This is a genomic window from Actinomycetospora sp. CA-053990 (genome assembly GCF_050948445.1).
GTDB classification, from domain to species: domain Bacteria; phylum Actinomycetota; class Actinomycetes; order Mycobacteriales; family Pseudonocardiaceae; genus Actinomycetospora; species Actinomycetospora callitridis.
Genome location: NZ_CP192043.1, coordinates 5,668,842 through 5,693,896 on the forward strand (window position 1 = coordinate 5,668,842; position 25,055 = coordinate 5,693,896).

The 25,055-nt window shown below is 72.6% G+C and carries 21 protein-coding genes and 1 pseudogene; 4 read left to right on the forward strand and 18 right to left on the reverse strand.

Annotated features, from left to right (window positions below; all coding sequences use genetic code 11):
* Positions 1–26: 26 nt before the first annotated feature.
* The 3 genes from ACQPYN_RS28865 to ACQPYN_RS28875 all read right to left on the reverse strand — a co-directional run bounded on the left by ACQPYN_RS28865 (position 27) and on the right by ACQPYN_RS28875 (position 1,673).
* Positions 27–482 (reverse strand): GNAT family N-acetyltransferase, encoded by a 456-nt coding sequence (locus ACQPYN_RS28865; RefSeq protein ID WP_433030234.1) that lies wholly within the window; start codon positions 480–482, stop codon positions 27–29.
* Positions 475–858 carry a VOC family protein gene (locus ACQPYN_RS28870; protein ID WP_433030236.1) on the reverse strand — a complete coding sequence of 128 codons (384 nt, stop codon included), beginning with the start codon at positions 856–858 and terminating at the stop codon, positions 475–477. Before ACQPYN_RS28870 ends, ACQPYN_RS28865 begins: the two co-directional genes overlap by 8 nt.
* A gap of 248 nt (positions 859–1,106) precedes the next feature.
* A complete protein-coding gene (locus ACQPYN_RS28875) occupies positions 1,107–1,673 on the reverse strand; it encodes a PaaI family thioesterase (RefSeq protein ID WP_433030238.1) in 567 nt (188 codons plus the stop codon).
* A gap of 71 nt (positions 1,674–1,744) precedes the next feature.
* On the opposite strand from ACQPYN_RS28875, the gene ACQPYN_RS28880 reads away from it, so the two are divergent.
* The 3 genes from ACQPYN_RS28880 to ACQPYN_RS28890 all read left to right on the forward strand — a co-directional run bounded on the left by ACQPYN_RS28880 (position 1,745) and on the right by ACQPYN_RS28890 (position 5,705).
* Positions 1,745–2,539: an enoyl-CoA hydratase-related protein gene (locus tag ACQPYN_RS28880; protein WP_433030240.1), complete on the forward strand. Its 795-nt coding sequence runs from the start codon at positions 1,745–1,747 to the stop codon at positions 2,537–2,539.
* Between the two features lie 167 nt (positions 2,540–2,706).
* Positions 2,707–4,593 (forward strand): 2-oxoacid:acceptor oxidoreductase subunit alpha, encoded by a 1,887-nt coding sequence (locus ACQPYN_RS28885; protein WP_433030242.1) that lies wholly within the window; start codon positions 2,707–2,709, stop codon positions 4,591–4,593.
* Positions 4,590–5,705 carry a 2-oxoacid:ferredoxin oxidoreductase subunit beta gene (locus tag ACQPYN_RS28890; protein WP_433030244.1) on the forward strand — a complete coding sequence of 372 codons (1,116 nt, stop codon included), beginning with the start codon at positions 4,590–4,592 and terminating at the stop codon, positions 5,703–5,705. The genes ACQPYN_RS28885 and ACQPYN_RS28890 overlap by 4 nt, the downstream gene beginning before the upstream one ends.
* Positions 5,706–5,721: 16 nt before the next feature.
* Here the strand turns inward: ACQPYN_RS28890 and ACQPYN_RS28895 are convergent, their stop codons facing one another.
* Complete coding sequence (locus ACQPYN_RS28895) at positions 5,722–6,516, reverse strand: patatin-like phospholipase family protein (protein ID WP_433030246.1); 795 nt, start codon at positions 6,514–6,516, stop codon at positions 5,722–5,724.
* Between the two features lie 130 nt (positions 6,517–6,646).
* On the opposite strand from ACQPYN_RS28895, the gene rarD reads away from it, so the two are divergent.
* The gene (gene rarD, locus ACQPYN_RS28900; protein ID WP_433030248.1) at positions 6,647–7,579 is read left to right on the forward strand and encodes an EamA family transporter RarD; all 933 of its coding nucleotides are present in this window, start codon (positions 6,647–6,649) and stop codon (positions 7,577–7,579) included.
* A gap of 39 nt (positions 7,580–7,618) precedes the next feature.
* On the opposite strand, the gene ACQPYN_RS28905 is transcribed toward rarD, so the two are convergent.
* The 14 genes and pseudogenes from ACQPYN_RS28905 to ACQPYN_RS28970 all read right to left on the reverse strand — a co-directional run bounded on the left by ACQPYN_RS28905 (position 7,619) and on the right by ACQPYN_RS28970 (position 24,974).
* Positions 7,619–8,827: a DDE-type integrase/transposase/recombinase gene (locus ACQPYN_RS28905; protein ID WP_433027378.1), complete on the reverse strand. Its 1,209-nt coding sequence runs from the start codon at positions 8,825–8,827 to the stop codon at positions 7,619–7,621.
* Between the two features lie 137 nt (positions 8,828–8,964).
* On the reverse strand, positions 8,965–9,975 hold the full coding sequence (locus ACQPYN_RS28910) for a polyprenyl synthetase family protein (RefSeq protein ID WP_378014982.1): 1,011 nt from the start codon (positions 9,973–9,975) through the stop codon (positions 8,965–8,967).
* 3 nt (positions 9,976–9,978) lie between these two features.
* A complete protein-coding gene (gene nuoN / locus ACQPYN_RS28915; protein WP_433030251.1) occupies positions 9,979–11,613 on the reverse strand; it encodes an NADH-quinone oxidoreductase subunit NuoN in 1,635 nt (544 codons plus the stop codon).
* Positions 11,610–13,226, reverse strand: a complete 1,617-nt coding sequence (locus ACQPYN_RS28920) for an NADH-quinone oxidoreductase subunit M (protein WP_433030253.1) — start codon at positions 13,224–13,226, stop codon at positions 11,610–11,612. The genes nuoN and ACQPYN_RS28920 overlap by 4 nt, the downstream gene beginning before the upstream one ends.
* Positions 13,223–15,220, reverse strand: coding sequence for an NADH-quinone oxidoreductase subunit L (gene nuoL / locus ACQPYN_RS28925; RefSeq protein ID WP_433039099.1), 1,998 nt, complete (start codon positions 15,218–15,220; stop codon positions 13,223–13,225). Before nuoL ends, ACQPYN_RS28920 begins: the two co-directional genes overlap by 4 nt.
* Positions 15,221–15,243: 23 nt before the next feature.
* Positions 15,244–15,543, reverse strand: a complete 300-nt coding sequence (nuoK, locus tag ACQPYN_RS28930) for an NADH-quinone oxidoreductase subunit NuoK (protein ID WP_274190868.1) — start codon at positions 15,541–15,543, stop codon at positions 15,244–15,246.
* On the reverse strand, positions 15,540–16,430 hold the full coding sequence (locus ACQPYN_RS28935) for an NADH-quinone oxidoreductase subunit J (protein WP_433039101.1): 891 nt from the start codon (positions 16,428–16,430) through the stop codon (positions 15,540–15,542). The genes nuoK and ACQPYN_RS28935 overlap by 4 nt, the downstream gene beginning before the upstream one ends.
* A 26-nt stretch (positions 16,431–16,456) precedes the next feature.
* Positions 16,457–17,026: an NADH-quinone oxidoreductase subunit NuoI gene (gene nuoI, locus ACQPYN_RS28940; RefSeq protein WP_274194447.1), complete on the reverse strand. Its 570-nt coding sequence runs from the start codon at positions 17,024–17,026 to the stop codon at positions 16,457–16,459.
* A complete protein-coding gene (gene nuoH, locus ACQPYN_RS28945) occupies positions 17,026–18,339 on the reverse strand; it encodes an NADH-quinone oxidoreductase subunit NuoH (RefSeq protein ID WP_433030255.1) in 1,314 nt (437 codons plus the stop codon). Before nuoH ends, nuoI begins: the two co-directional genes overlap by 1 nt.
* Positions 18,336–20,904: pseudogene (locus ACQPYN_RS28950) on the reverse strand (NADH-quinone oxidoreductase subunit G). Before ACQPYN_RS28950 ends, nuoH begins: the two are co-directional and overlap by 4 nt.
* Complete coding sequence (gene nuoF, locus ACQPYN_RS28955) at positions 20,901–22,232, reverse strand: NADH-quinone oxidoreductase subunit NuoF (RefSeq protein ID WP_433030257.1); 1,332 nt, start codon at positions 22,230–22,232, stop codon at positions 20,901–20,903. Before nuoF ends, ACQPYN_RS28950 begins: the two are co-directional and overlap by 4 nt.
* Positions 22,229–23,026: an NADH-quinone oxidoreductase subunit NuoE gene (gene nuoE, locus ACQPYN_RS28960; RefSeq protein WP_433030259.1), complete on the reverse strand. Its 798-nt coding sequence runs from the start codon at positions 23,024–23,026 to the stop codon at positions 22,229–22,231. Before nuoE ends, nuoF begins: the two co-directional genes overlap by 4 nt.
* A complete protein-coding gene (locus ACQPYN_RS28965) occupies positions 23,023–24,342 on the reverse strand; it encodes an NADH-quinone oxidoreductase subunit D (RefSeq protein ID WP_433030261.1) in 1,320 nt (439 codons plus the stop codon). Before ACQPYN_RS28965 ends, nuoE begins: the two co-directional genes overlap by 4 nt.
* Positions 24,339–24,974, reverse strand: coding sequence for an NADH-quinone oxidoreductase subunit C (locus tag ACQPYN_RS28970; RefSeq protein WP_433039103.1), 636 nt, complete (start codon positions 24,972–24,974; stop codon positions 24,339–24,341). The genes ACQPYN_RS28965 and ACQPYN_RS28970 overlap by 4 nt, the downstream gene beginning before the upstream one ends.
* Between the last annotated feature and the right edge of the window lie 81 nt (positions 24,975–25,055).

The following is a 25,055-nucleotide window of genomic DNA, read 5'->3' on the forward strand; positions in this document are numbered from 1 at the left end:
GGCCCCCGATCGACGTCGGGGTTCCCTCACCACTCCTTGGCGTAGTAGTAGCTCGGTTCGCTCGCCCCCGGTTCGATGAAGGCGTAGCCGTGAGCGGCGTAGAAGCGCCGGGCGTCGGTGTCCTCGCCGTCGACGTTGACCTCGACGATCCGACCGCCGCGCGCCGTCGCCAGCGCCTCGACAGCTTCGATGAGCGCGTGCCCGATACGCCGGCCGCGGAGGTCGGGGCGCACGTAGAGCTCGTCGAGGAGGGCCACCGGCGCGTCGAACCAGACGTTGGGTCGGAACGACACGATGGCGAACCCGTCGGGCGGGTCGCCGTGGAGCAGGGCGACGAGGTCGTCGCCGGCCAGCAGCGTCCTCAGCCGCCCGGCCAGGACGTCGGCGCCGGGGGTCGGGGTGTCGAACTCCGTGTTGAAGTCGTGGAGCAGCGCCCCGACCGTCGCGGCGTCGGCGACCCCGGCCCGCCGGACGTCAGCCACCGGACCCGTAGCGGCGCGTGATGACCTCGAGGTGGTGGCCCGCGGGGTCGTCGAAGTAGAGGCCGCGGCCGCCGTCGTTCGTGTTGTACTGCCCGACCCAGCGCTGGTGCGGGTCGGCCCAGTAGGTGATCCCGCGGTGCTCCAGCCGGGCGTGGATCACGTCGAAGTCGTCCTCGCCGACGAGGAACGCGACGTGCTGGCCGGGGAAGTCGATCGGCGGGGCGGCGTAGTCGATCGTGAACGTCTCGTCGACGTCGACGGCGAGGAACGGGCCCGCCTCGTAGGGATCGGAGAGGCCGAAGATGTCGGCGAGGAACTGGGCGGACTCGCGGGCGTCGTGCGCGGCGAGCGCGAGATGGTCGATACGAACAGCCATGGGGTGTGGACTCCAGGGCTCCGGCGCCTCCATCCGCCGGTCTGACACCGGCCCGGACGCGACGCTGTCGACGATCTCAGCGCTGATCCCTGCGACGCGTCAAGAGCCCGGCGAGCGGGTGGATTTCCTGATGTTGACCGTCAGCATGGCCCCCAGGCTGGCACGGCCGTCCCACGACGATGCGGAAATCCTGGCGTTGAGTGCCAGCGAGGCCGCAGGGCTTGCACTCGGAGAGTGCGGTCCCGCGTTCAGCGCGCGGCGCGTGCCGCCTCGATCACCTCGCGGCTCGCGCCGAGGGCCTCGAGGTCCTCGGGGCGGCTGTGGCGCAGGAAGTGCTCCGCGCCGACCTTCACGAACAGCGCCCGCGCCGTGCCGGCCACCTCGCCGTCGAGCTCGCCGAGGTACGCGGTGCCCGAGGTGTAGACCTTGCGCCCCGCGACGGCGTCGACCCGGCTGCGCAGCCACAACGTCGTCCCGACCGGCACCGGGCGGCGGAAGTCGGTCTCCATCCGCGCCGTCACCGCGGCGCGCGTGACCTGCGTGTGCGCCGTGCCGAGGGCGTCGTCGAACGCGGTCATCAGCAGGCCGCCGTGCAGCAGCCCGGGCCCGCCCTGGTGCTCGTCGAGGACGTCGAAGCGGCTGCGGATCGACACGCCGTCGTCCTCGACCCACGACGCGATCCGCAGGCTGCCCGGTACGTCCGCGCACCCGCGGCACTGGGAGTGGTGCTCGCGCGTGCGCTCCCCGGGGGCGGGCGCCTTGGGGTGCCGTTGCGGGGCCTCGGCGTCCTCGGGCGGTTCGATGGAGATCGGCACGCGCCGCACGTTACCGACGCGGACGACTCCTCCGGCCGCGAGCCGCGTCACGCAGGAGCATGCTGGCGGCCATGGCCGATCCGGATGTCCGCATCGAGCGCCTCGACGGAGTCGCGCTCCTCACCGTCTCCGACCCCAAGCGCCGCAACGCCATGACCGGCGCGCTCTCCGAGCGGCTCGTCGCCGTGCTCGAGGAGGTCGGGGCCGACGAGGGCGTCGGCGCCGTGGTGATCACGGGAGACGACGACCCCAAGCCCGCCTTCTGCGCCGGCGGCGACCTCGACGAGCTGGCCGCGGCCGGCGAGGCGGGTCCCGACGCGCTGCAGCACATCTACGCCGGCTTCCTCGCGCTCGCGGAGTGCCCGCTGCCGACCTTCGCGGCCGTCGACGGGCCCGCCGTCGGCGCCGGGCTGAACCTCGCGCTCGCCGCCGACGTGCGCATCGCGGGCGAGACCGCCCGCTTCGAGCCCGGCTTCCTGCGCCTCGGCGTGCACCCCGGCGGCGGCATGACGTGGATGGCGCAGCGGATCGTCGGACCGCAGGTGACGACGGCGATGCTGCTCGGCGGCGAGGGTCTCGACGCCGCGCGCGCCGCCGAGCTGGGCCTGGTGCTGCGCGTGGCGACCGGCGAGGGCAGCGACGGGCGGTCGGCGGCCGTCACGGACGCCCTGCGCATGGCGGCGACCGCGGCGGCGGCGCCCCGCGAGCTCGTCGTCGCCACCAAGGCGAGCATCCGCGCGACCGGGCAGCTGGACCGGCACCGCGACGCCGTGGCCGTCGAGGTCGGGCCGCAGCTGGAGTCGCTGCGCTCGGACGGCTTCCGCGAGGGCCTCGCGCGGGTGCGGCAGGCGACCGGCAAGAAATGACCCGTGCCACCAGGGCGAACAGCCGTGGTGCGTGACGTGCCTTTTTCGGTCCAGCGTGTGACCCACGACCAGCCGCCGGTGATCGCACCGGAGGTGAGGTTAGCCTGGGTGGTCCGCTCTTCTTCAGAGGACGAATCGATGAGGACGCGAAGGGACGCGATCGCTCGATGAGCACTGACACCGACGTCGGGCCGGCCGGGCGGGAGGTGCGCCAGACCCATCGGGTCGTGATCCGCTTCGCGGGCGACTCCGGTGACGGGATGCAGCTCACCGGCGACCGGTTCACCTCGGAGGCCGCGGCGTTCGGCAACGACCTCGCGACGCTGCCCAACTTCCCCGCCGAGATCCGGGCCCCTGCCGGCACGCTGCCCGGGGTGTCGAGCTTCCAGCTCCACTTCGCGGACTACGACATCCTCACGCCCGGCGACCGCCCCGACGTGCTCGTGGCGATGAACCCGGCGGCGCTCAAGGCGAACATCCGGGACCTGCCGCACGGCGGGATGCTCATCGTCAACACCGACGAGTTCACCAAGCGCAACCTCGCGAAGGTCGGCTACGAGTCCAACCCCCTCGAGGACGACTCGCTGGAGCCCTACACCACGCACAAGGTCGCGATGGCGACGCTGACGCGCGGGGCGCTCGAGCCGACGGGCATGAGCAAGAAGGACGCCGAGCGCGCGAAGAACATGTTCGCGCTCGGGCTGCTGTCCTGGATGTACCACCGCGGCACCGACGCCACCGAGCAGTTCCTGCGCGAGAAGTTCGCCAAGAAGCCCGACCTCGCCGAGGCCAACATCCTCGCGTTCCGGGCCGGCTGGAACTACGGCGAGACCACCGAGAGCTTCGCGGTCACCTTCGAGGTCGCCCCGGCGCGCCTCGCGGAGGGCACCTACCGCCAGATCACCGGGAACCTCGCGCTGGCCTACGGCGTCGTCGCCGCCGGCCTGCAGGCGAAGCTGCCGGTGTTCCTGGGCACCTACCCGATCACGCCGGCCTCCGACGTCCTGCACGAGCTCTCCAAGCACAAGGGCATGGGCGTCACGACGTTCCAGGCCGAGGACGAGATCGCCGGCATCGGCGCCGCGCTCGGCGCGTCGTTCGGCGGCTCGCTGGGCGTCACGTCGACGTCCGGGCCGGGTGTGGCGCTCAAGTCCGAGACGATCGGTCTCGCGGTGGCCCTCGAGCTGCCGCTGCTGATCCTCGACGTGCAGCGCGGCGGCCCGTCGACGGGTCTGCCCACGAAGACCGAGCAGGCCGACCTGCTGCAGGCCATGTACGGGCGCAACGGCGAGGCCCCGGTGCCGATCATCGCGCCGCAGTCGCCCGCGGACTGCTTCGACGCCGCCCTCGACGCGGTACGCATGGCGCTGACCTACCGCACGCCGGTCTTCCTGCTCTCGGACGGCTCGATCGCCAACGGCTCCGAGCCGTGGCGCGTGCCCGACGTCGACTCGTTGCCCGACCTGTCGACCACGTTCGCCACCGAGCCCAACGCGCCCGACGGGTCCGGCGAGTTCTGGCCCTACCTGCGCGACCCCGACACCCTCGCGCGGCCCTGGGCGATCCCGGGCACCGCGGGGCTCGAGCACCGCATCGGCGGCCTGGAGAAGGCCGACGGGCGGGGCACGATCTCCTACGACCCGGACAACCACGACCGCATGGTCCGGCTGCGCCAGGCGAAGATCGACGGCATCCCGGTGCCGGACCTCACCGTCCACGACCCCGACGGCGACGCCGAGGTCCTGGTCATCGGCTGGGGCTCGTCGTACGGCCCGATCGGCGCGGCCTGCCGCCGCGTGCGGGCCGCGGGCATGTCGGTGGCCCAGGCGCACCTGCGCCACCTCAACCCCATGCCCCGCAACCTCGGTGACGTGCTGCGCTCGTACCGCCGTGTCGTGGTGCCGGAGATGAACCTCGGCCAGCTCTCGATGCTGCTGCGCGCCAGGTTCCTCGTCGACGCGCACTCGTACACCAAGGTCGCCGGCCTGCCGTTCCAGGCCGAGGAGCTCGCCGGTGTGCTCACCGACGCCGTGAAGGGAGACCTGCCCGCATGACGGCCACCGACCTGCCACTGAGTAGTCCTTCTGGCTCTCTTGGTGGTCTGGACCTCGTCCCGACCACCGACGACACCCAGAAGGCCAAGGACTTCACCTCCGACCAGGAGGTGCGCTGGTGCCCGGGCTGCGGCGACTACGCCGTGCTCGCCTCCGTGCGCGGCTTCCTGCCCGAGCTCGGGCTCAAGCGCGAGAACATCGTGTTCGTCTCGGGCATCGGCTGCTCGTCGCGCTTCCCGTACTACCTCGACACCTACGGCATGCACTCGATCCACGGGCGCGCGCCGACGATCGCCACCGGCCTGGCCGTCACGCGCCCGGACCTCTCGGTCTGGGTCGTCACCGGCGACGGCGACGCGCTGTCGATCGGGGGCAACCACCTGATCCACGCGCTGCGCCGCAACATGAACATCACGATCCTGCTGTTCAACAACAGGATCTACGGCCTGACCAAGGGCCAGTACTCGCCGACCTCCGAGGTCGGCAAGGTCACCAAGTCCACGCCGATGGGCTCGGTCGACGCGCCGTTCAACCCGGTGTCGCTGGCGCTGGGCGCCGAGGCGACGTTCGTCGGGCGGGCGCTGGACTCCGACCGCAAGGGCCTCACCGAGGTGCTGCGCCAGGCCGCCGCCCACCGCGGCGCGTCGCTGGTCGAGATCTTCCAGGACTGCCCGATCTTCAACGACGGCTCGTTCGACGTCCTGCGCAAGGGCGACGACGTGGCCGAGCGCCTCATCAAGCTCGTCGACGGCGAGCCGATCCTCTTCGGCAACGACGGCGAGTACGGCGTGGTCCGCTCCGCCGCCGGCGGGCTCGAGGTGGCCAAGGTCGGCGGACCTGACGGGGTCGGCGAGGACGCGGTCGTCGTGCACCGCGCCGGCGAGGAGGACCCGACGCAGTCCTTCGCGCTCTCGCGCCTCTCCGACCAGGACCTCACGCACACCGTCACCGGCATCTTCCGCAAGGTCGACCGACCGACCTACGACGACGGCGCCCGCGCCCAGGTCGAGGCGGCCACGGAGCAGGCCGAGCAGCGGGGTGACAACCTCGAGGCCCTCCTGCGCGGCAAGGACACCTGGGCGGTCATGCCCGAGCCCGAGAACGAGCAGTAGGACGGCGGGCCGGGGGTCAGCCGTGCGCGCACCACGCGTGCACGGCGGCCCGGCCCGTCGCCACCGCGTCGGCCAGCGCTCGGGGCTCGGTCTCGAGCTGGCCGACGTCGCGGCTGCCGGCGGGCGGCCGGATCGTCTGCACCCGCGCGGCGGCCGGACCCGCGAGATCGGCGTCGTCGGCGAGCTGGCGCGTGTGCCGGGTCCGCCAGACGGCCGCCGCGCCCGGCGCGGTGTGCCTGAGCAGGTTCCGGGCGAGCAGGTCGCCGCTGCGCCACGGCGGGCGGGCCGGATCGTCCGCACGCCGCGTGCGCAGCAGCAGCACGTGCGACGCCCCGTCGGCCAGCGGTGTCCTGTAGGGCAGCGTCTCGGCCAGTGCGGCGTCGAGGAAACGCCGGCCCGCCAGCTCGACGGGCGGCCCGCCGAGGATCGGCAGGTGGGTCGACGCCCGCAGCGCGGCCTTGAGGGTGGGGGTGTCGTGGACCAGCGGGCGGAGGTCGACCGAGGCTCCGGTGTCCGCGTCGGTGGCCATCGGGTGCAGCTCCGTCGCCGCATCCCGGACCGCGTCCCAGTCCAGCGGGACCACGCGCTCGTAGAGGTGGTCGACCACCCAGGCCATGTCCACCACGGGGCGCCCGACGAGCAATCGCGCGACACCCGTGACGCGGCGCATCACCCCGGGCCGCGACCACGCGGCCGCGCCGTCGTCGGCCCCGCCGGCGACGAACCACGCCCCGTTGATCGAGCCGGCCGACGCCCCGTGCACGGCGTCGAAGGCCTGTCCGAAGCCCTGCGCGGCCAGCTCGGCGGCCATGCCCGCGGACAGCGTCGCCCGGCTCCCCCGCCCTCGACGGCGAGCACGACGCGGTGCGGGTCGCCGCGGTCGCCGGGGCGGTCGCCCCGGGCGCGCCGGGCGAGCAGGACCTCGAGGACGGGGTGCACCGATGAGCTTCGCACCGGCGAGCGAGACAGGTCGGCAGGAGGACGCGGATCACCCTGGCGGGCCCGGACGCGGGTACGCCGCCGCGGTCGGCGCGTACGTGCTGTGGGGGCTCTCGCCCGCCTTCTGGCCGCTCCTCGCGCCGGCCGACGCCGTCGAGTCCGTCGCGCACCGGGTGGCGTGGACGTTCCTCGGCATGCTGCTGGTGATCACGGTCGCCCGGCGCTGGGTGGACCTGCGCGGGCTGTCCTGGCGGACCTGGGCGCTCATCACCGCAGGCTCGGTGCTGATCGCGGTCAACTGGGGCACCTACATCTGGTCGACGACGCACGGCCACGTCGTCGACGCCGCCCTCGGCTACTACGGCACCCCGTTGGTGTCGGTGCTGCTCGCGGTCGTCGTGCTGCGCGAGCGGCTGCGCCCCGTGCAATGGGTCGCGATCGGGCTCGCCGCAGCGGCCGTCGGCGTCCTGACCGTCGGCACCGGCCAGCTGCCGTGGATCACCCTGACACTCGCTGTCAGCTTCGGGCTGTACGGGCTGGTCAAGAAGCGGGTCCCCCTCGAGCCGATCCCGGGGCTGACCGCCGAGGGCTTCCTGCTCGGCCCGCTCGCGATCGTCTTCCTCGTCGGGCTCCAGATCACCGGCGCGGGCACGTTCACCGGGTTCGGCGCGGGCCACGCGCTGCTGCTCGTCGCCGCCGGGCCGGTGACGGCGATCCCGTTGCTGCTCTTCGCCGCCGGTGCCCGGCGGTTGCCCCTGGCCACCCTGGGCGTCCTGCAGTACATCAACCCGACCCTGCAGTTCCTGTGGGGCGTGGTCGTGGCCGGCGAGCCCATGCCGGTGTCCCGCTGGGTCGGCGTAGGCCTCGTCTGGGCGGCGCTGGTCATCTTCACGCTCGACGCCCTGCGCAGCCGTGAGCGAAGTTCCCGGCCATAGCCGGGTGTGATGTCTCAGCACATCTGACACAGGTCTGTCTCAGCACATCGGAGACAGGTTGGTGGTCCGCTGGTAGCGGACGCTGCGGTCGAGGGTAAGGCTGGCGGCGACGGTGTCGTTGATCAGGATGGTGACGCGGTCGCCTTGCCAGAACACCTCGGCGGTGGCGCCGGTGTGGCGTCGGCCCACGCTGATGGAGGTGCCGCTGAACCCGATCACCCCGGTGGAGGAGACGGCGCGGGTGACGTGCCCGGCCACCCGTGGTGCGGGCCCGGCGGGTCGGGCGCGTGCGGTGGCGTGGAAACGCTGGTGCGGGGTGTCGCCGTCGAGGGCCTGGTGACGGCGGCGGTTGTAGCCCTTGCGGTAGGCCTCGAGCAGGGCCTGCAGCTCGAGCAGGGTGTGCGGGGCGGGTCGGGCGGCGAGCCAGCGTTGCAGGGTCTGGTGGGCGCGTTCGTTCTTCCCGCAGGTCTGGGGGTGACCGACCGAGGACACGATGGTGGTGATCCCCAGCGCGGCGAGGTGCCGCTCCATCTCGACCAGGGGCCATTGGCGGCGGCGCCCGGAGAAGGCGGCGCCGTTGTCGGAGAGCACGCAGGCCGGGTGCCCGTAACGCTCGAAGCCGGCGCTGAGCGCCTGCCAGACCGCGTCGCTGTTCTCGCCGCTCGCGGCGTGGCAGGCGATGTCGAGGCGGGAGTGGTCGTCGATGACCTGCACGATCGTGGCCCGGGTGCCGGTGGCGAGCAGGGTGGTGGTGCCGTCGATCTGCCACACCGCGTTCGGGGCGGGATGGACGAACCGCCGCCCACGGTGAGGACGTTTCCGCGGCGCCGGGGTGATCTGGCCGCGGTCGAGCAGGATGCGGTGGATCGTGGCCCGCGACGGGACCTCGCCGAGGTCGGGCACCGGCCCGCCGGTGGGGTGGACACCGGTGGCGGCGATGTCGAGCAGCCGCCAGCGGATCGTCTGCGCGCCGTGGTCCCAGCCCAGCTCGGCGAGCTCCTTGCGGGCCCGCACCACCGCCTCGCCGACATGGGCGGGCGTACTCGTTGGGCGGGTGCGCGGAGCCCGCGAGCGCGGCGCCAGCCCGGCGCTGCCGTGCTCACGGAACCGGTCGAGCTTGCGGTAGAACACCGCCCGGGACACACCGTGCTGCCGGCACAGCCCACTGACATTGATCTTCTCACCGGCAGCGGCCCGGGCGACCGCGGCAACGAGCGCGGGATCCATCTCGAACCCTGTTCTGCCCACCCCGGCAGGCTGGCCACAAACCGCAGCCAGCCCGGCCGGAGGAAGCTAGTCAGTGTCCGCGATGTGCTGAGACATCAACTGTCTCCGATGTCCTGAGCACGAGCACCCGGCCATAGCCGGGAACTTCGCTCACGGGGTCAGCCGGTGCGGGCGACGGTGTAGTCGAGGAGGGCCGCGAGGGCGCGGCGGGCGGGGCCGTCCGGGAGGGCGGCGAGCTCGGCGCGGGCGGCGTCGGCGCGGGCGTCGAGGGCGGCGCGGGCCTCGTGCAGGCCCGCCGAGCCGCGCAGCAGCTCCAGGGCCTCGTCGACCTCGTCGTCGGCCAGCTCCCGGCTCCCGACGCCCAGGGCCCGCAGGCGCGCCACCTCCGGACCGTCACCGGCCAGCGTGTAGAGCACCGGCAGCGTCGCCACGCCCTCGCGCAGGTCGGTGCCCGGGGTCTTGCCCGAGTCCCCGGACGGCGAGGCGATGTCGATGATGTCGTCGGAGACCTGGAAGACCGTTCCGATGATCTCCCCGAAGCGCCGCATCGCCGTCACGTGCTCGTCCGGGGCGCCCGCGAACATCGCCCCGAAGCGGCCCGAGGTGGCGATCAGTGAGCCGGTCTTCTCGGCCACGACCGCCAGGTAGTGCTCGACGGCGTCCTCGCCCTCGCGGGGCCCGCGGGTCTCGCGCATCTGGCCGGTGACGAGCTCGGCGAACGTCTCGGCGATGATCCGCACGGCGTCCGGCCCGAGCTGGGAGACCAGCCGCGAGGCGTGGGCGAACAGGTAGTCGCCGGTGAGGATCGCGACGGTGTTGTCCCACCGCGCGTTGGCGCTCTCGGCGCCGCGGCGCATCGTGGCCTCGTCCATGACGTCGTCGTGGTACAGCGTCGCGAGGTGCACGAGCTCCACCGACGTCGCGGCCACCACGACGTCCTCGGAGGTGCCGCCCGCCAGCTGGGCGGCGAGCAGCGTCAGCAGGGGCCGGAAGCGCTTGCCGCCGGCCTCGATGAGGTGCAGCGACGTGTCGGTGACGAAGCGGTAGTCGCTGTGCACCTCGCGGCGCAGCAGCTCCTCGACCCGGTCGAGGCCGTCGCTGGTCGCGGCCGCGAGATCGGGATCCCCGATCGGCAGGCCGGCGACCTGGGTGAGTTGGGGGCCGGTCACGCGTCAGCCCAGGAAGGACAGGCCGTCGGCCCATCCGAGGACGGCGGTCGGCACGACGCCGAGGAGGAGGGTCACCACGACCCCCAGTGTGATCGCCACCGTCGTGAACGGGCCAGGCACGCTGACGGTCGGGCCGTCGGCGGCCGGCTCGGAGAAGTACATGAGCACGATCAGCCGCAGGTAGAAGAACGCGGCCACCGCGCTGACCACCAGAGCCACGATGACCAGCGGCGCCATGCCGTCGGCGAGGGCCGCGGCGAACACCGCGAACTTGGCCGTGAAGCCACTGGTCAGCGGGATCCCGGCCAGGGCCAGCATGAGGAACGTCACCGCCGCGGCGACCACCGGCGCGCGCTTCCCGAGGCCCGCCCAGGCCGACAGGTGCGTCGCCTCGCCGTCGGGGCCGCGCACCAGCGACACCAGCCCGAACAGGGCGACGGTCGTGAAGCCGTAGGCGAGCAGGTAGAACAGCGTCGCCGAGAGCCCCTGGGGGGTGATCGCCATGGCGCCGAGCAGCAGGAAGCCGGCGTGCGCCACCGACGAGTAGGCGATCATGCGCTTGACGTCGGTCTGGGTGAGCCCGAGCACCGCGCCGATCACCATCGAGACGATCGCGACGACCCACAGCACGCCGCGCCACTCCCACACCGTGGAGCCGAACGCGACGGTGAAGACCCGCAGGATCGCGCCGAACGCGGCGACCTTCGTGCAGGCGGCCATGAAGGCGGTCACCGAGGTCGGCGCGCCCTGGTAGACGTCGGGCGTCCACGTGTGGAACGGGCCCACCGAGGCCTTGAACAGCAGCCCCACCACCAGCAGGGCGAGCCCGCCGAACAGCAGCGAGTCGGGGCGCAGCGAGCCCGCGGCCGCCAGCGAGATGTCGGAGAGCTTCACCGAGTCCGCGTAGCCGTAGAGCAGCGCGAGCCCGTAGAGGAAGAACGCCGACGAGAACGCGCCGAGCAGGAAGTACTTGACCGCCGACTCCTGGCTCATCAGCCGCCGGCGCCGGGCCAGCCCGCAGAGCAGGTAGAGCGGCAGGCTCAGCACCTCGAGCGCGACGAACATCGTCAGCAGGTCGTCGGCGGCGCAGAAGACGAGCATTCCGCCGAGCGCGAAGAGCACGAGCGCGTAGATCTCGCTCTGGCTCTCGACGGGGGTCTGCCCGCGGCCCGAACGCCCGGTACGGCCGCGACCACCGCCGCCGCCCGAGGAGCGCGCCGACGAGGACGAGCCGCCCGCGCGGGCGCCGACGGCGACCCGCTGCTCGGCGGCCTCGGCCTCCCCGAGCGCCACCGGGTCGGCGAGGAACGCCCCGCCCGGCTCCACGGAGCGGTCGGCGAGCAGCAGCACGCTGGGCACCGCGAGGGCCAGCAGCGTGCCCCAGAGGAACAGCGCGGGCCCGTCGACGGCCAGCGACCCCGCCAGGGTCGAGACCGGGGCCGCGCCGGAGGTCGCCCGCACGATCACGGCAATGAGCGCCGCGGCCACCACGGTGAGCGTCAGGCCGAGCTGGGCGCGCCCGCGCACCCGCAGCGGCAGCAGCGCCTCGAGCAGCACCGACACGCACGCGCCGCCGAGCACGATCAGCACCGGCGCGAGCGCTCCGTAGTCGACCGACGGGAAGGCCTGCCCGGTCATCGCGCCACTCCGTTCGGGGTCACCGGGTCGGCGACGCCGACCTCGGCCATGGTCGCCGACACCGCCGGCTCGAGGACCTCGAGGACCGGACCGGGGAAGAAGCCGAGCACGAGGATCAGGGCGACGAGCGGGGTCAGCACCGCGACCTCGCCGCGGGTCAGGTCCCCGAAGCGCGCGGTGAGGTTGCGCGCCGAGGGGTCGTCGGCGTCAGGCTCCATCACCGCCGCGGACGCGGCCCCCGGACCGTCACCCACCACCGCCGAGCCCCGCAGGGGCCCGGTCATCACGCGCTGGAACACCCAGAGCATGTAGAGCGCCGCGAAGACGATGCCGACGGTCGCGATCACGCTGAACACGGGCTCGCGCGGGAACGACCCCAGCAGGACCAGGAACTCGCTGATGAACGAGTTGGTCCCGGGCAGGGCGATCGTCGAGAGGCCGGCGATGAGGAACATGCCCGCCAGCAGCGGGGCGATCCGCCCGACCCCGCCGTACTCGGTCATCGACGCCGTGCCGCCGCGGCGGATCAGCAGGCCGACGACCAGGAACAGCATCGCGGTCGAGATGCCGTGGTTGACCATGTAGAGCGCCGAGCCCGCGATCGACTGCGACGAGAACGCGAAGATGCCGAGCGCGATGAAGCCGAAGTGCGCGATCGACGTGTAGGCCACGAAGCGCTTCATGTCGGTCTGCACCGCGGCGAGCAGCGAGCCGTAGACGACGCCGATGACGGCGAGCGTCAGCAACAGCGGGGCGAGCTCGCGGGACGCCGCCGGGAACAGCGGCAGGTTGTAGCGCAGGAACCCGAAGGTGCCGACCTTGTCCAGGAGGCCGAGCAGGATCACGCCGCCCGCGATCGGGGCCTCGGCCCCGGCGTCGGGCAGCCACGTGTGGAACGGCACCAGGGGCGCCTTGATCGCGAACGCGGCGAAGAACCCGAGGAACAGCGGGATCTGGGTGGAGAGCGGGAGCTGCGCGGCCATCCCCTGCAGGGCGGCCCAGTCGAACGTTCCCTGGCCCAGGCGGGTGTCGCTCGCGACGAACAGCCCGATGACCGAGGCGAGCATGATCAGCCCGCCGAGGAACGAGTACAGGAAGAACTTCACCGCCGCGTACTGGCGGCGCGGCCCGCCGAAGCGCCCGATGAGGAAGTACATCGGGATGAGCATCGCCTCGAACAGCACGTAGAACAGGAAGACGTCCGTCGCCGCGAACACGCCGACCAGGACGCCCTGCGTGGAGAGCATCAGCGCGGTGAAGCCCGCGCCGGTGCGGCCCGCGGGCAGCTTCTCGGACCACGCGAACCACAGCACGATCGGCACCAGCACCGCGAGCAGCGCGATCATCGTCAGCGCGATGCCGTCGAGACCGAGCGCGAAGCGCGTGCCGAACGCCGGGATCCACTCCGCCGACAGCTCGGCCTGGAAGCGCGGCGTGCCGGGCCCGGTGCGGAACCCCGCCCACAGCACGATCACGAGCACGAGCGAGACCACCGAGAGCGCCAGGCCGAGGATCTTGGCGGCGCGGTCGAGGTCCTCGCGGCGGGCCATCGCGCCGACGACGGCGGCGCCGACCAGCGGCAGGAGCAGCAGGACCAGCAGGACGGCGCTCATCCGGGGAACCCGCCGACGGTGAGCAGGGCCGCGACGAGCACGACGGAGCCTCCCAGGATGGTCAGGGCGTAGGTGCGGACGAAGCCGGTCTGGCTGCGCCGCAGCCGGCCGGACGTGCCGCCCAGCAGGGCGGCGGTGCCGTTGACGGCGCCGTCGACGCCGCGGTTGTCGACGTAGACCAGCGCGCGGGAGAGCCAGATGCCCGGCCGGGCGATGAGGCTCTCGTTGATCGTGTTGGCGTAGAGGTCGGCCCGTGCCGCGCGCACCGGCAGGCTCACCCGCTGCGGGCGCTCGACCGGCACCGCGCGGCGCCCGACGAGGACGTAGGCGAGGCCCGCCCCCGCGAGCATGAGCACGACGGTGAGGATCGGGACCAGCCCGATCGGGATCACCGCGGGCACCTCGCTGGGCTCGACGGTCGCGCCGATCGAGGGCTCGAGGAAGTGCGCGAGCCGCTCCCCGAGGACGAGGTACGCGCCGGCGCCCACGGACCCGATCGCCAGCAGGATCATCGGCACCGTCATCGAGGCCGCCGACTCGTGCGGGTGGTAGTGCTCGGGCGGGTCCTCGAGGTCGGCCGGGTCGACGCGCCGCGGGCGGAGGTCCCGCCAGCGCTCCTCGCCGAAGAACGTCATGAGCATCAGGCGCGTCATGTAGAACGCCGTCAGCCCGGCGGCGAGCAGGGCCACACCGCCGAGGAGCCAGCCCGCCACCGGCCCCGCGGTGAGCGCGGCCTCGATGATCAGGTCCTTGGTGAAGTACCCGGACAGGAACGGGAAGCCGATCAGGGCGAGGTAGCCGAGGGTGAACGTCCAGAACGTCACCGGCATGTGGCGCCGGAGGCCGCCGTACCGGCGCATGTCGGTCTCGTCGGCCATCCCGTGCATCACCGAGCCGGCCCCGAGGAACAGGCCCGCCTTGAAGAAGCCGTGCGCGAACAGGTGGGCCAGGGCCGCGGCGTAGCCGACCGGGCCGAGCCCGACGGCCAGCATCATGTAGCCGATCTGGCTGACCGTGGAGTACGCGAGGACCTTCTTGATGTCGTCGTACGCGCAGCCGATGATCGCGCCGATCAGCAGCGTGATCGCGCCGACGATCGTGACGACGAGCTGGCCGATCGGCGCCAGGTCGTAGAGCGGGTTCGACCGCGCGATGAGGTAGACGCCGGCGGTGACCATCGTGGCCGCGTGGATCAGCGCCGACACCGGGGTCGGCCCCTCCATGGCGTCCGGGAGCCAGGCCTGCAGCGGGAACTGGCCCGACTTGCCGCACGCGCCGAGCAGCAGCAGGAGCGTGATCGCGGTGAGAGCCCCGGGCGAGATCTCCCCGGCGCGGGCGAAGACGTCGGCGTACTGGGTGGTCCCGAGCTCGAGGAAGAGGATGAAGATCGCGATCGCGAGGCCGACGTCCCCGACGCGGTTCATCAGGAACGCCTTCTTCGCGGCGCTGCCCGCCGAGCGGCGCTGCGTGTAGAAGCCGATGAGCAGGTAGGACGCGAGACCCACGCCCTCCCAGCCCAGGTAGAGCGTCACGAAGCCGTTGCCCAGGACCAGCACGAGCATCGCCGCGACGAACAGGTTGAGCTGCGCGAAGAACTTGCGGCGGTTCGGGTCGTGGGACATGTAGCCCACCGAGTAGATGTGGATCAGCGACCCGACACCCGTGATCAGCAGGACGAACGAGAGCGAGAGCGGATCGATGCGCAGGCCGAACTCGACGTTCAGCGACGCGACCGCGATCCAGTCGTAGAGCGGCAGGTCACGGACCTGCTCCTCGGCGGGCAGCGCGACCGTCCCGAGGAAGAGCACCACCCCGTACAGGAACGACAGCACGACGGTGGCGACGCCGAGCAGGTGGCCCCACCGGTCGGTGCGCTTCCCGCCGACGAACAGCACCAGGGCGCCCAGCGCGGGCAGGGCGACCAGCACCCAGGCCGCGGAGGCCGTGCCGCCCTCGACCGGGACGACCGGCGGCAACGGGACGGCCGTCGTCAGGCTCGACACGACTCGAGTCCCCCTCAGTACTTCAGCAGGTTGGCGTCGTCGACCGAGGTCGTCCGGCGCGTACGGAAGATCGCCATGATGATCGAGAGCCCGACGACGACCTCCGCCGCGGCCACGACCATGACGAAGAAGGCCATGATCTGGCCGCCGAGCGACCCGTTGATCCGCGAGAACGTGACGAGCGTCAGGTTCACGGCGTTGAGCATGAGCTCGATGCACATGAACACGACGATCGCGTTGCGGCGCACGAGCACGCCGACCGCGCCGATCGCGAACAGCAGCGCGGAGAGCAGCAGGTAGATCGTGGGGCTCATCGGGCCCCTCCCTCGTGGGTGCCCTCGTGCAGGCGGTCGTGGGTGCTCCCGGCGCCCGCCTCCGCGCCGTCGCCGTCGCCGCCGCGCAGGGCCCGGGCGGAGACGTCGGTCGCCGGGCCGGTGTCGCTGCGGACGTCGGCGATGTCGGCGTCGAGACGCTCGCGCCGCGTGGACTCGATGATCTTCGAGAGCGAGGCCGGGGCCACCGAGCCGTCGGGCAGCAGCGCCGGGGTGGCGACGGAGTCGGCGGTCGCGAAGACACCGGGCCCGGAGCGCGACCCGTACTTCTCCAGCGGACCCCGCAGACGCTCGACGACCCGCTCGCGCTGGCTCGCCTGCTTGCGACGGGCCTGACCGGCGAAGGTGTAGACCATCGCGCCCACCGCTGCGGTGATGAGCAGGGCCGAGGTCAGCTCGAAGGGGAGCAGGTAGTCGCGGAAGATGCTCGTCCCGAGCGCCTGCACGTTGCCGCGGGCCTCGGGGCCGTAGCCGGGGCCGAGCCCCACCGGGCCGATCGTCGTCAGCGTCTCGGCGACGGCGGCGACGGTCAGACCGCCGAGGCCGATGCCGAGGACGGCCGCCGCGAGCCGCTGTCCGCGCAGCACCTCGACGACGGAGTCGGACGCGTCGCGCCCGACCATCATCAGCACGAACACGAACAGCATCATGATCGCGCCGGTGTAGACGATGATCTGGGTGAAGCCCAGGAACGGCGCCTGCTGGACCATGTAGAGGATCCCGAGCGACAGCATGGTCATCACCAGCCAGAGCGCCGAGTGCACGGCGTTCCGCGAGAAGATCATGCCGAGGCCGCCGGCGAGGGCCACCGGGCCGAGGATCCAGAACGCCACCGACTCGCCGGTGCTCATCTCCCCGCCGCCGGTCATCGGGGCGGCGCTCGCGAGGATCGCGCTCACCGCGACGCCTCGGGCGTCATCTGGATCTCCTCGCGCACCGCGTCCTGGACGTCCGGGCGGCGGGCCATCTCGGGCCCCTGGACGTAGTAGTCCTGCTCGTTCTCGCCGAGGCGCATGGGGTGCGGCGGCTGCTCCATGCCCGGCAGCAGCGGGGCGAGCAGGCGGTCCTTGTCGTAGATCAGGTCCTGGCGGTCGTCGTCCGCGAGCTCGTACTCGTTCGTCATCGTCAGCGAGCGCGTCGGGCAGGCCTCGATGCACAGGCCGCAGCCGATGCAGCGCAGGTAGTTGATCTGGTAGATCGACCCGTAGCGCTCACCGGGCGAGTAGCGCTCCTCGTCGGTGTTGTCGCCGCCCTCGACGTAGATCGCGTCGGCCGGGCAGGCCCAGGCGCACAGCTCGCAGCCCACGCACTTCTCGAGGCCGTCCGGATGCCGGTTGAGCTGGTGCCGCCCGTGGTAGCGCGGGGCGGTCACCTTCTTCACCCGCGGGTAGTCCTCGGTGACGACCTTGCGGAACATCGTCGAGAAGGTCACGCCGAATCCGGCGATCCCGTCGAACATGCCCATCAGCGGTCTCCCTCCTTCGCGCCGGCGGTCACGGCCTCGGCCTCCCGGTCGTCCCCGCGCGCGGCCGTCACCGCGCGGCGGCGCCGCTTCGGTGTCGGCGGCACGGCGAGGTCCAGGGGTGGCACGGGGTAGTCGGCGACGACCGGGGGCTCCGGGTCGTCGTCGGGCGGGGTCTGGTCGGGCAGCAGCAGGGCCGCACCGACGAGCAGCACCAGCGCGACGCCGCCGACGATGAGGATCTGGCCGGTGGTCAGCTCGGCCCGCAGCACGCGCAGCGTGGCGACGAGCATCAGCCAGACCAGGCTGATCGGGATCAGCAGCTTCCAGCCCAGCGCCATGAACTGGTCGTAGCGCTGGCGGGGCAGCGTGCCGCGCAGCCAGACGTAGACGAACAGGAACGCCAGCGTCTTGCCGAGGAACCAGACGATCGGCAGCCAGCCCTCGTTCGCGGCGGGCCACAGCGACAGCGGCCACGGCGCCTGCCAGCCACCGAGGAACAGCGTCGTGGCCACCGCGGAGAGGGTGACCATGTTGACGTACTCGGCGAGGAAGAACAGGGCGAACTTCAGCGACGAGTACTCGGTGTGGAAGCCGCCCACCAGCTCGGACTCGGCCTCGGGGAGATCGAACGGCGCGCGGTTCGTCTCGCCCACCATCGACACCGCGAAGATCACGAAGCTGACCGGCAGCAGCCAGATGTACCAGCCGGTGGACTGCGCGGCGACGATGTCGGCGGTGGACAGCGAGCCCGCGTACAGCACGACCGCGATGATCGACAGGCCGAGCGCGAGCTCGTAGGAGATCACCTGGGCGGCGCTGCGCAGGCTGCCGAGCAGCGGGTACGGCGAGCCGGACGCCCAGCCGGCGAGCACGATGCCGTAGACACCGATCGACGAGCACGCCAGCACCACCAGGATGCCGACGGGCAGGTCGGTCAGCTGCAGCGCGGTCTGCTCGCCGAAGATCGAGACCTCGGGCCCGATCGGGATGACCGCCCAGGCGGCGAAGGCCGGGATCACCGAGAGCACCGGGGCGATGAAGAAGACCGCCTTGTCCGCGAGGACCGGGCGGATGTCCTCCTTGAACGCCAGCTTCAGCCCGTCGGCCAGCGACTGGAGCAGCCCGAACGGGCCGTTCCAGTTCGGGCCGGGACGCTGCTGCATGCGACCCACGACCCGGCGCTCGAACCAGATCATGAACAGCGTGATCAGCATGAGCATCGCGAAGACCACGACGACCTTGATCAGCGTCAGCCAGAACGGGTCGTCCGCCAGCAGGGTCTGGGTGTACCCCGGCGGGGGAACAGGGTTCACGCCGAACTCCCGTCAGTGCTGGTACCGCCGGTGAGGCGGGCGGGCCCGCCGTGGGTCAGGCCGAGGCCCGCCAGCGTGACGACCCCGCCGTCGGCCTGCGGCACCCGCGCGGGCGCCCAGACGACGTCGTCGGGGAGGTCCGCGAGCTCGACGGGCAGGTGCAGCGACCCGCGCGGGCCCTCGAGCCCGGCCATCGCGTCCTCGACCAGCCCGAGCCGCCGGGCCGTGACCGTCGAGAGCCGGATCTTCGGCGGGCGGGCCGTGCCGGCGAGCTCCGGCTCGTCGATGAGCAGCGCGCCACCGTCGAGGAGCTGGCGCCAGGACGCCAGCCGCAGGCTCCCGTCGGCGCCCTCGACGTCACCCGCCCCGTCCGGGCCCCGGACCCGCCCGATCTCCGTCGGCCGGGCGGCGCCGAGGCGCCCGAGCTCCGCGGCGGCGACCTCCGGGGTCTGTGTGAACAGGTCGACGTCCATCTCGACGGCGAGGGTGTCGAGCACGCGGCAGTCCGGCAGCGTGATCGCGGCCGTCCCGCCGACGCGACCGGAGGAGCCCCCCGACGGGTCGATCGTGGTGGCGAAGCGGCGGTCGCGGCCCTCCCAGTTGCGGAAGGTCCCCGACTTGTTGATCACCGGGGCCACCGGGAGGACGACGTCGGCGTACTGCGTCACCTCGGACGTGACCTGCTCGAGGCTCACGACGACGTCGGCCTCGCGCAGCGCCGCGCGGGCGAGCACCGGGTCCGGGAGGTCCGCCAGCTCGACGCCGCCGACCACGAGCCCGGCGAGCTCGCCGGAGGCGGCGGCCCGCAGGATGGCGGCGCCGTCGCGACCCGGCGTCGCGGGAGGGCGTTCTCGTCGGCGAGACCCCAGCTCGAGGCGAGCTGGGCGCGGGCGACGTCGTCGACGGGGCGTCCGCCGGGCAGCAGGGTCGGCAGCGCGCCGGCGTCCACCGCGCCGCGCTCACCGGCCCGCCGCGGCACCCAGGCCACGCGGGCCCCGGTGCGGCCGACGAGGTCGGAGACGGCGGCGTAGAGACCCGGCACCTCGGCGGCGCGCTCCCCACCAGCACGACCGCGCCCGGCGTCGCGAGCGCGGCGGCCACGTCGTCGGGCAGCGTGGCCAGCGCCTCCGGCTCGCGGCCCGGGGCGGTGCGGACCAGCCGGCCGCCGGTCTTGACGACGGCCGGGCTCGACCACTGGCCGAGGTGGTGCACCGCCGTGCCCGTGCGGGCCGCCTTGCGCAGCCGCAGGAAGACGACGGGCGCCTCCTCCTCGACCTCGAGGGCCACGGTGAGGACGGCCGGCGCCGACTCGAGGTCGGCGTAGGTCACCCCGAGGCCGGTGCCGGCGACGTGCGCGGCGAGGAAGTCGAGCTCCTCGCCGGAGTGCGCGCGGGCGCGGGCGTCGATGTCGTTGGTCTGCAGCGCGACGCGGGCGAACTTCGCGTAGGCGTAGGCGTCCTCGATCGTCAGACGACCGCCGGGCAGCACGCCGACGCCGCGCTTGGGCTCGCCGGGTTCGCCGTCCGCGTCGAGCGGAGCGGGCCCCGTGCCGTCGCGCGCGGCGAGCAGGGCCGCCGCGGCCCGCTCGAGGGCGTCGGTCCACGACGTCTCGTGCAGCTCGCCGTCGTCGCCCCGCACCAGCGGACGCGTGATCCGGGTGGCGGACTGCGCGTAGCGGAACGCGAAGCGGGTCTTGTCGTCGATCCACTCCTCGTTGACGTCCGGGTCCTCGCCGGCGAGCACGCGGGTGACCGCGCCGCGGCGCCAGTCGCGGCGGACCGCCGCGCCCGAGGAGTCGTGCTCGGAGACGCCGGGCGTCGAGACGAGGTCGAACGGGCGCGAGCGGAAGCGGTAGGACGCCGAGGTCAGCGCACCGACCGGGCAGATCTGGATGGTGTTGCCGGAGAAGTAGGACTGGAAGTCCTCGCCCTCGCCGAAGGCGGTCTCCTCGGTGCCGATCTGCTGGTGCGCGCCGCGCTCGAGCAGCTCGATGAACTGGTCGCCGGCGATCTGGCGCGAGAACCGCGTGCAGCGCTGGCAGAGCACGCAGCGCTCGCGGTCGAGCAGCACCTCGTCGGAGATCGGCAGCGGCTTGGCGAACGTCCGCTTCTCCTCGACGAAGCGGGAGTCCGCGCGGCCCGAGGACATCGCCTGGTTCTGCAGGGGGCACTCGCCGCCCTTGTCGCAGATCGGGCAGTCCAGCGGGTGGTTGATGAGCAGCAGCTCCATGACGCCCTGCTGCGCCTTGTCGGCCACCGCGGAGGTCATCTGGGTGTTGACGACCATGTCCTGGGCCACGGTCATCGTGCAGCTGGCCTGCGGCTTGGGCATCTTGCGCCCGCCCATCTCCACCTCGACCAGGCACTGGCGGCAGGCGCCGGCCGGGTCGAGCAGGGGGTGGTCGCAGAAGCGCGGGACGACGATCCCGAGGCGCTCGCAGGTGCGGATCAGCAGCTCGCCCTGCGGGGCGTCGACCACGCGGTCGTCGATGGTCAGGCGGACGTGCCCGTGCGGGACCGGGGGGAGGTCGTCCTGCTCGGAGGGCTTCTCAGGGGCCTGGGTCATGCGCTGGCTCCGCTCAGCTCGGCGATGCGCTCGACCTCGGGGTGCCGGCGCTGCGCCGTGCACAGGTCGACGAACTCCTGCCGGAAGTACTTGATGCCGCTGGTGATCGGCGAGACGGCGCCGTCGCCGAGGGCGCAGAACGATCGCCCGAGGATGTTGTCGCAGACGTCGAGCAGCGTGTCGATGTCGGCCTCGGTGCCCTCGCCGTCGACCATCCGGCGCAGGATGCCGGCGAGCCAGTAGCAGCCCTCGCGGCACGGCGTGCACTTGCCGCAGGACTCGTGCTCGTAGAACTCGGTCCACTTCATGACCGCCCACGGGACCGACACGGTCTCGTTGAAGATCATGAGCGCGGTGGTGCCGAGCATCGACCCGGCCTCGGTGGCGCCCTCGAAGTCCAGCGGGACGTCGAGGTGCTCGTCGGTGAGCAGCGGCGTCGACGACCCGCCCGGCGTCCAGAACTTCAGCGGGATGCCGTCCTTCATGCCGCCGGCGAGGTCGAGGAGCTCGCGCAGCGTCGTGCCCAGCGGCGCCTCGTACTGCCCGGGCCGCTCGACGTGACCGGACAGCGAGTAGATCTTCGGGCCGGGCGAGCGCTCGCGGCCCATCGTCCGGAACCAGTCCTTGCCGCCGTTGACGATCGACGGGACGGTCGCGATCGTCTCGACGTTGTTGACGACGGTCGGCGCGGCGTAGAGGCCCGCGGTCGCCGGGAACGGCGGCTTGAGCCGCGGCTGCCCGCGACGCCCCTCCAGCGAGTCGAGCAGCGCCGTCTCCTCACCGCAGATGTACGCCCCGGCGCCGGCGTGCACGACGATGTCGAGGTCGAACCCGGAGCCGTGGATGTCCTTGCCCAGGTGGCCGGCGTCGTAGGCCTCGCGCACCGCGGCGTGCAGGCGCCGCAGGACGTGGACCACCTCGCCACGCACGTAGATCGCGCAGAAGTGCGCGCGGATCGCCCAGCTCGTGATGATGCAGCCCTCGATGAGCGAGTGCGGGTCCGCCATCATCAGCGGGACGTCCTTGCAGGTCCCCGGCTCGCCCTCGTCGGCGTTGATGACGAGGTACTTCGGCTTCGCCGCCGGGCCGGTGGGCGTCTCGCCCGGCTTGGCCTGCGGGATGAAGCTCCACTTCATGCCCGTCGGGAACCCCGCGCCGCCGCGTCCGCGCAGGCCGGAGTCCTTCACGAGCGCGACGAGGTCGTCGGGCGGGGTCGCCAGCGCGGTGCGCAGCGCCTCGTAGCCGCCGAGCTCGGTGTAGTTCCGCAGCGTCCAGGACTCGGGGCCGAGCCAGTGCTTGGTCAGGACCGGGGTGAGCGGGTCGGTCATGCGGAGCCTCCCTCGTCCGGCACGGGTGGCGCGGTCCAGCCGCGCTCCTCGGCGAGCCGGGCGCCGCGCAGGCTCTCCTCGGCCGCCGACGGACCGGCGACGGCGGCGAGACCGCCGACGGCCGGGTCGTCGAAGAACCCGGCGAGCAGCAGCTCCACCGAGCGGAAGTCGTTGAGCGGGGCGCCGCGGGTCGGGTGGGGCTTCTCGCCCCGCTGCAACGCCTCGATGATCTCGACGGCCGACTCGACCGTCTGCTTGTCGAAGAACTCGTAGTCGACGGTGAGCACGGGGGCGAGGTCGCAGGCCGCCAGGCACTCGGCGTGCTCGATCGTCGCGGTGCCGTCGGCGCTGGTCTGCTCGTGACCGATCCCGCCGAGGCGTTCACGCACCGCCGCGTAGATGTCGTCGCCGCCCAGGGCCGCGCAGAGCGTGTTCGTGCAGACGCTCACGAGGTGGCGGCCGACGGGCTCGCGCTTGTACATCGTGTAGAAGGTCGCGACCGCCGAGACCTCGGCGGTCGTGATCTCCAGGACCTCCGCGCAGAACGCGATCCCGGCGCGGGAGACGTGGCCCTCGACGTGCTGGACGAGGTGCAGCAGCGGCAGCAGGGCCGACCGCGGCTGCGGGTAGCGGGCGACGATCGCCGTGGCGCGGTCGCGCACCCCGTCGAACACCGTGGTGTCGACCGAGGCGCGCTCGGCGTGCTGCGCGGTGGTGCCGCCGGCCTCGTCGATCGCGTGCGCGGGCTCGACGGGCGGGGCCGCCGGCGCCTCGGGTCCGAGAGCGCGGCTCATCGGTCACAACCCCCCATCACGGGATCCAGCGAGGCCAGCGCGGCGATGACGTCCGAGACCATCCCGCCCTCCGACATCGCCGGCGCGGCCTGCAGGTTCACGAAGCTGGGGTCGCGCAGGTGCACGCGCAGCGGACGGGTGCCGCCGTCGGAGACCAGGTGCGCGCCGAGCTCGCCACGGGGCGACTCGATCGGCACGTAGGCCTGGCCCGGCGGCACCTTGAAGCCCTCGGTGACCAGCTTGAAGTGGTGGATGAGCGATTCCATCGACTGGCCCATGATCTTGCGGACGTGGTCGAGGGAGTTGCCCATGCCGTCGGCACCGATCGACAGCTTGGCGGGCCACGCGATCTTGGCGTCCTCGACCATCACCGGGCCCGGCTCGAGCCGCTCGAGGGCCTGCTCGATGATCCGCAGCGACTGGTTCATCTCCTCGACCCGCAGCACGTAGCGGGCGAAGCTGTCGGCCGCGGTGTCGGTCGGCACCTCGAAGTCGTAGTGCTCGTACCCGAGATACGGCTCGACCTCGCGGAGGTCCCAGGCCAGCCCCGCCGAGCGCAGGATCGGGCCGGTGACACCCAGCGCGAGGCAGCCGTCGAGGGGCAGGTAGCCGACGCCCTCGAGACGCTGGCGCCAGATGCGGTTGCCGGTGAGCAGCTTGTGGAAGCCGGGCAGCCGCTCGCGCATGACCTTGATGAACGACCGGATGCGCTCCTCGTGGCCCTCGGGCAGGTCCTGGACGACCCCGCCGGGGCGGATGAACGCGTGGTTCATGCGCAGGCCGGTGAGGAACTCGAGCAGGTGCAGGACCTCCTCGCGCTCCCGGAAACCGTTGGTCATGCCGGTGAGCGCGCCGAGCTCCATGCCGCCGGTGGCGAGCGCGACGAGGTGCGAGCCGATCCGGTTGATCTCCATGAGGAGCACGCGGATCGTGGCGGCGCGGTCGGGCACGTCGATGCCGAGCAGCCGCTCGGTCGAGAGGCAGTAGGCGGTCTCGTTGAACAGCGGCGCGAGGTAGTCCGCCCGCGTCACGAAGGTGACGCCCTGGGTCCAGGTGCGGTACTCGCAGTTCTTCTCGATGCCGGTGTGCAGGTAGCCGATGACCAGGCGCGCGTCGGTGACGACCTCGCCCTGCAGCTCGAGCACGAGCCGCAGCACGCCGTGCGTCGACGGGTGCTGCGGACCCATGTTGATGACGATGCGCTCGTCGCCGGCGGTCTGGTCGATCATCTCGTCCCAGTCGCCACCGGTGACCGTGTAGACGGTGCCCTCGGTGGTCTCGCGGGAGGAGGCGGCGTACGGGTCCGTGGTGGTCATGTGTAGGCCCTCCGCTGGTCGGGCGGCGGGATCTCCGCGTCGTGGTACTCCACGGGGATGCCACCGAGCGGGTAGCTCTTGAGCTGCGGGTGACCGTTCCAGTCGTCCGGCATGAGGATCCGGGTCAGGCTCGGGTGGCCGTCGAAGACGATGCCGAACATGTCCCAGGTCTCGCGCTCGTGCCAGTCGGCGGTCGGGAAGACCTCGACGAGCGACGGGCAGTGCGCGTCGTCGAGCTCGAGCGCGATCTCGAGGCGCAGCCGCCGGCGGTAGGTCATCGACAGCAGCTGGGCGACGACGTGCAGCTGCTGCGGCACGCCCTCGCCGTAGTCGACCCCGGAGATGCCGGAGCAGAACTCGAAGCGCAGCGCGGGGTCGTCGCGTAGCGTGCGGGCCAGCCGCACGAGGTGCTCGCGGTCGACGTACCAGGTCATCTCGCCGCGGTCGACGGTCACCTGGTGCACGCAGGTGTCGAAGTCGGCGCCGCCGTCGTCGGCGAGCGCCGCGGTCGCCTCGTCGGCGACCTCGTCGAACCAGCCGCCGTAGGGCCGCTCGGCCGGGGCGGGCGCGTAGGCGGGCAGGCGGAGCCCGCCGAAGCCGGACGTGTCGCCGGAGCCGGCGATGCCGAACATGCCCTCGCGGGCACGCCCGGCGACGGCGCCGGACACATCGCGGCGGGCGATCTCCTGAGGGCCGAACGCGGCGGCACCCGC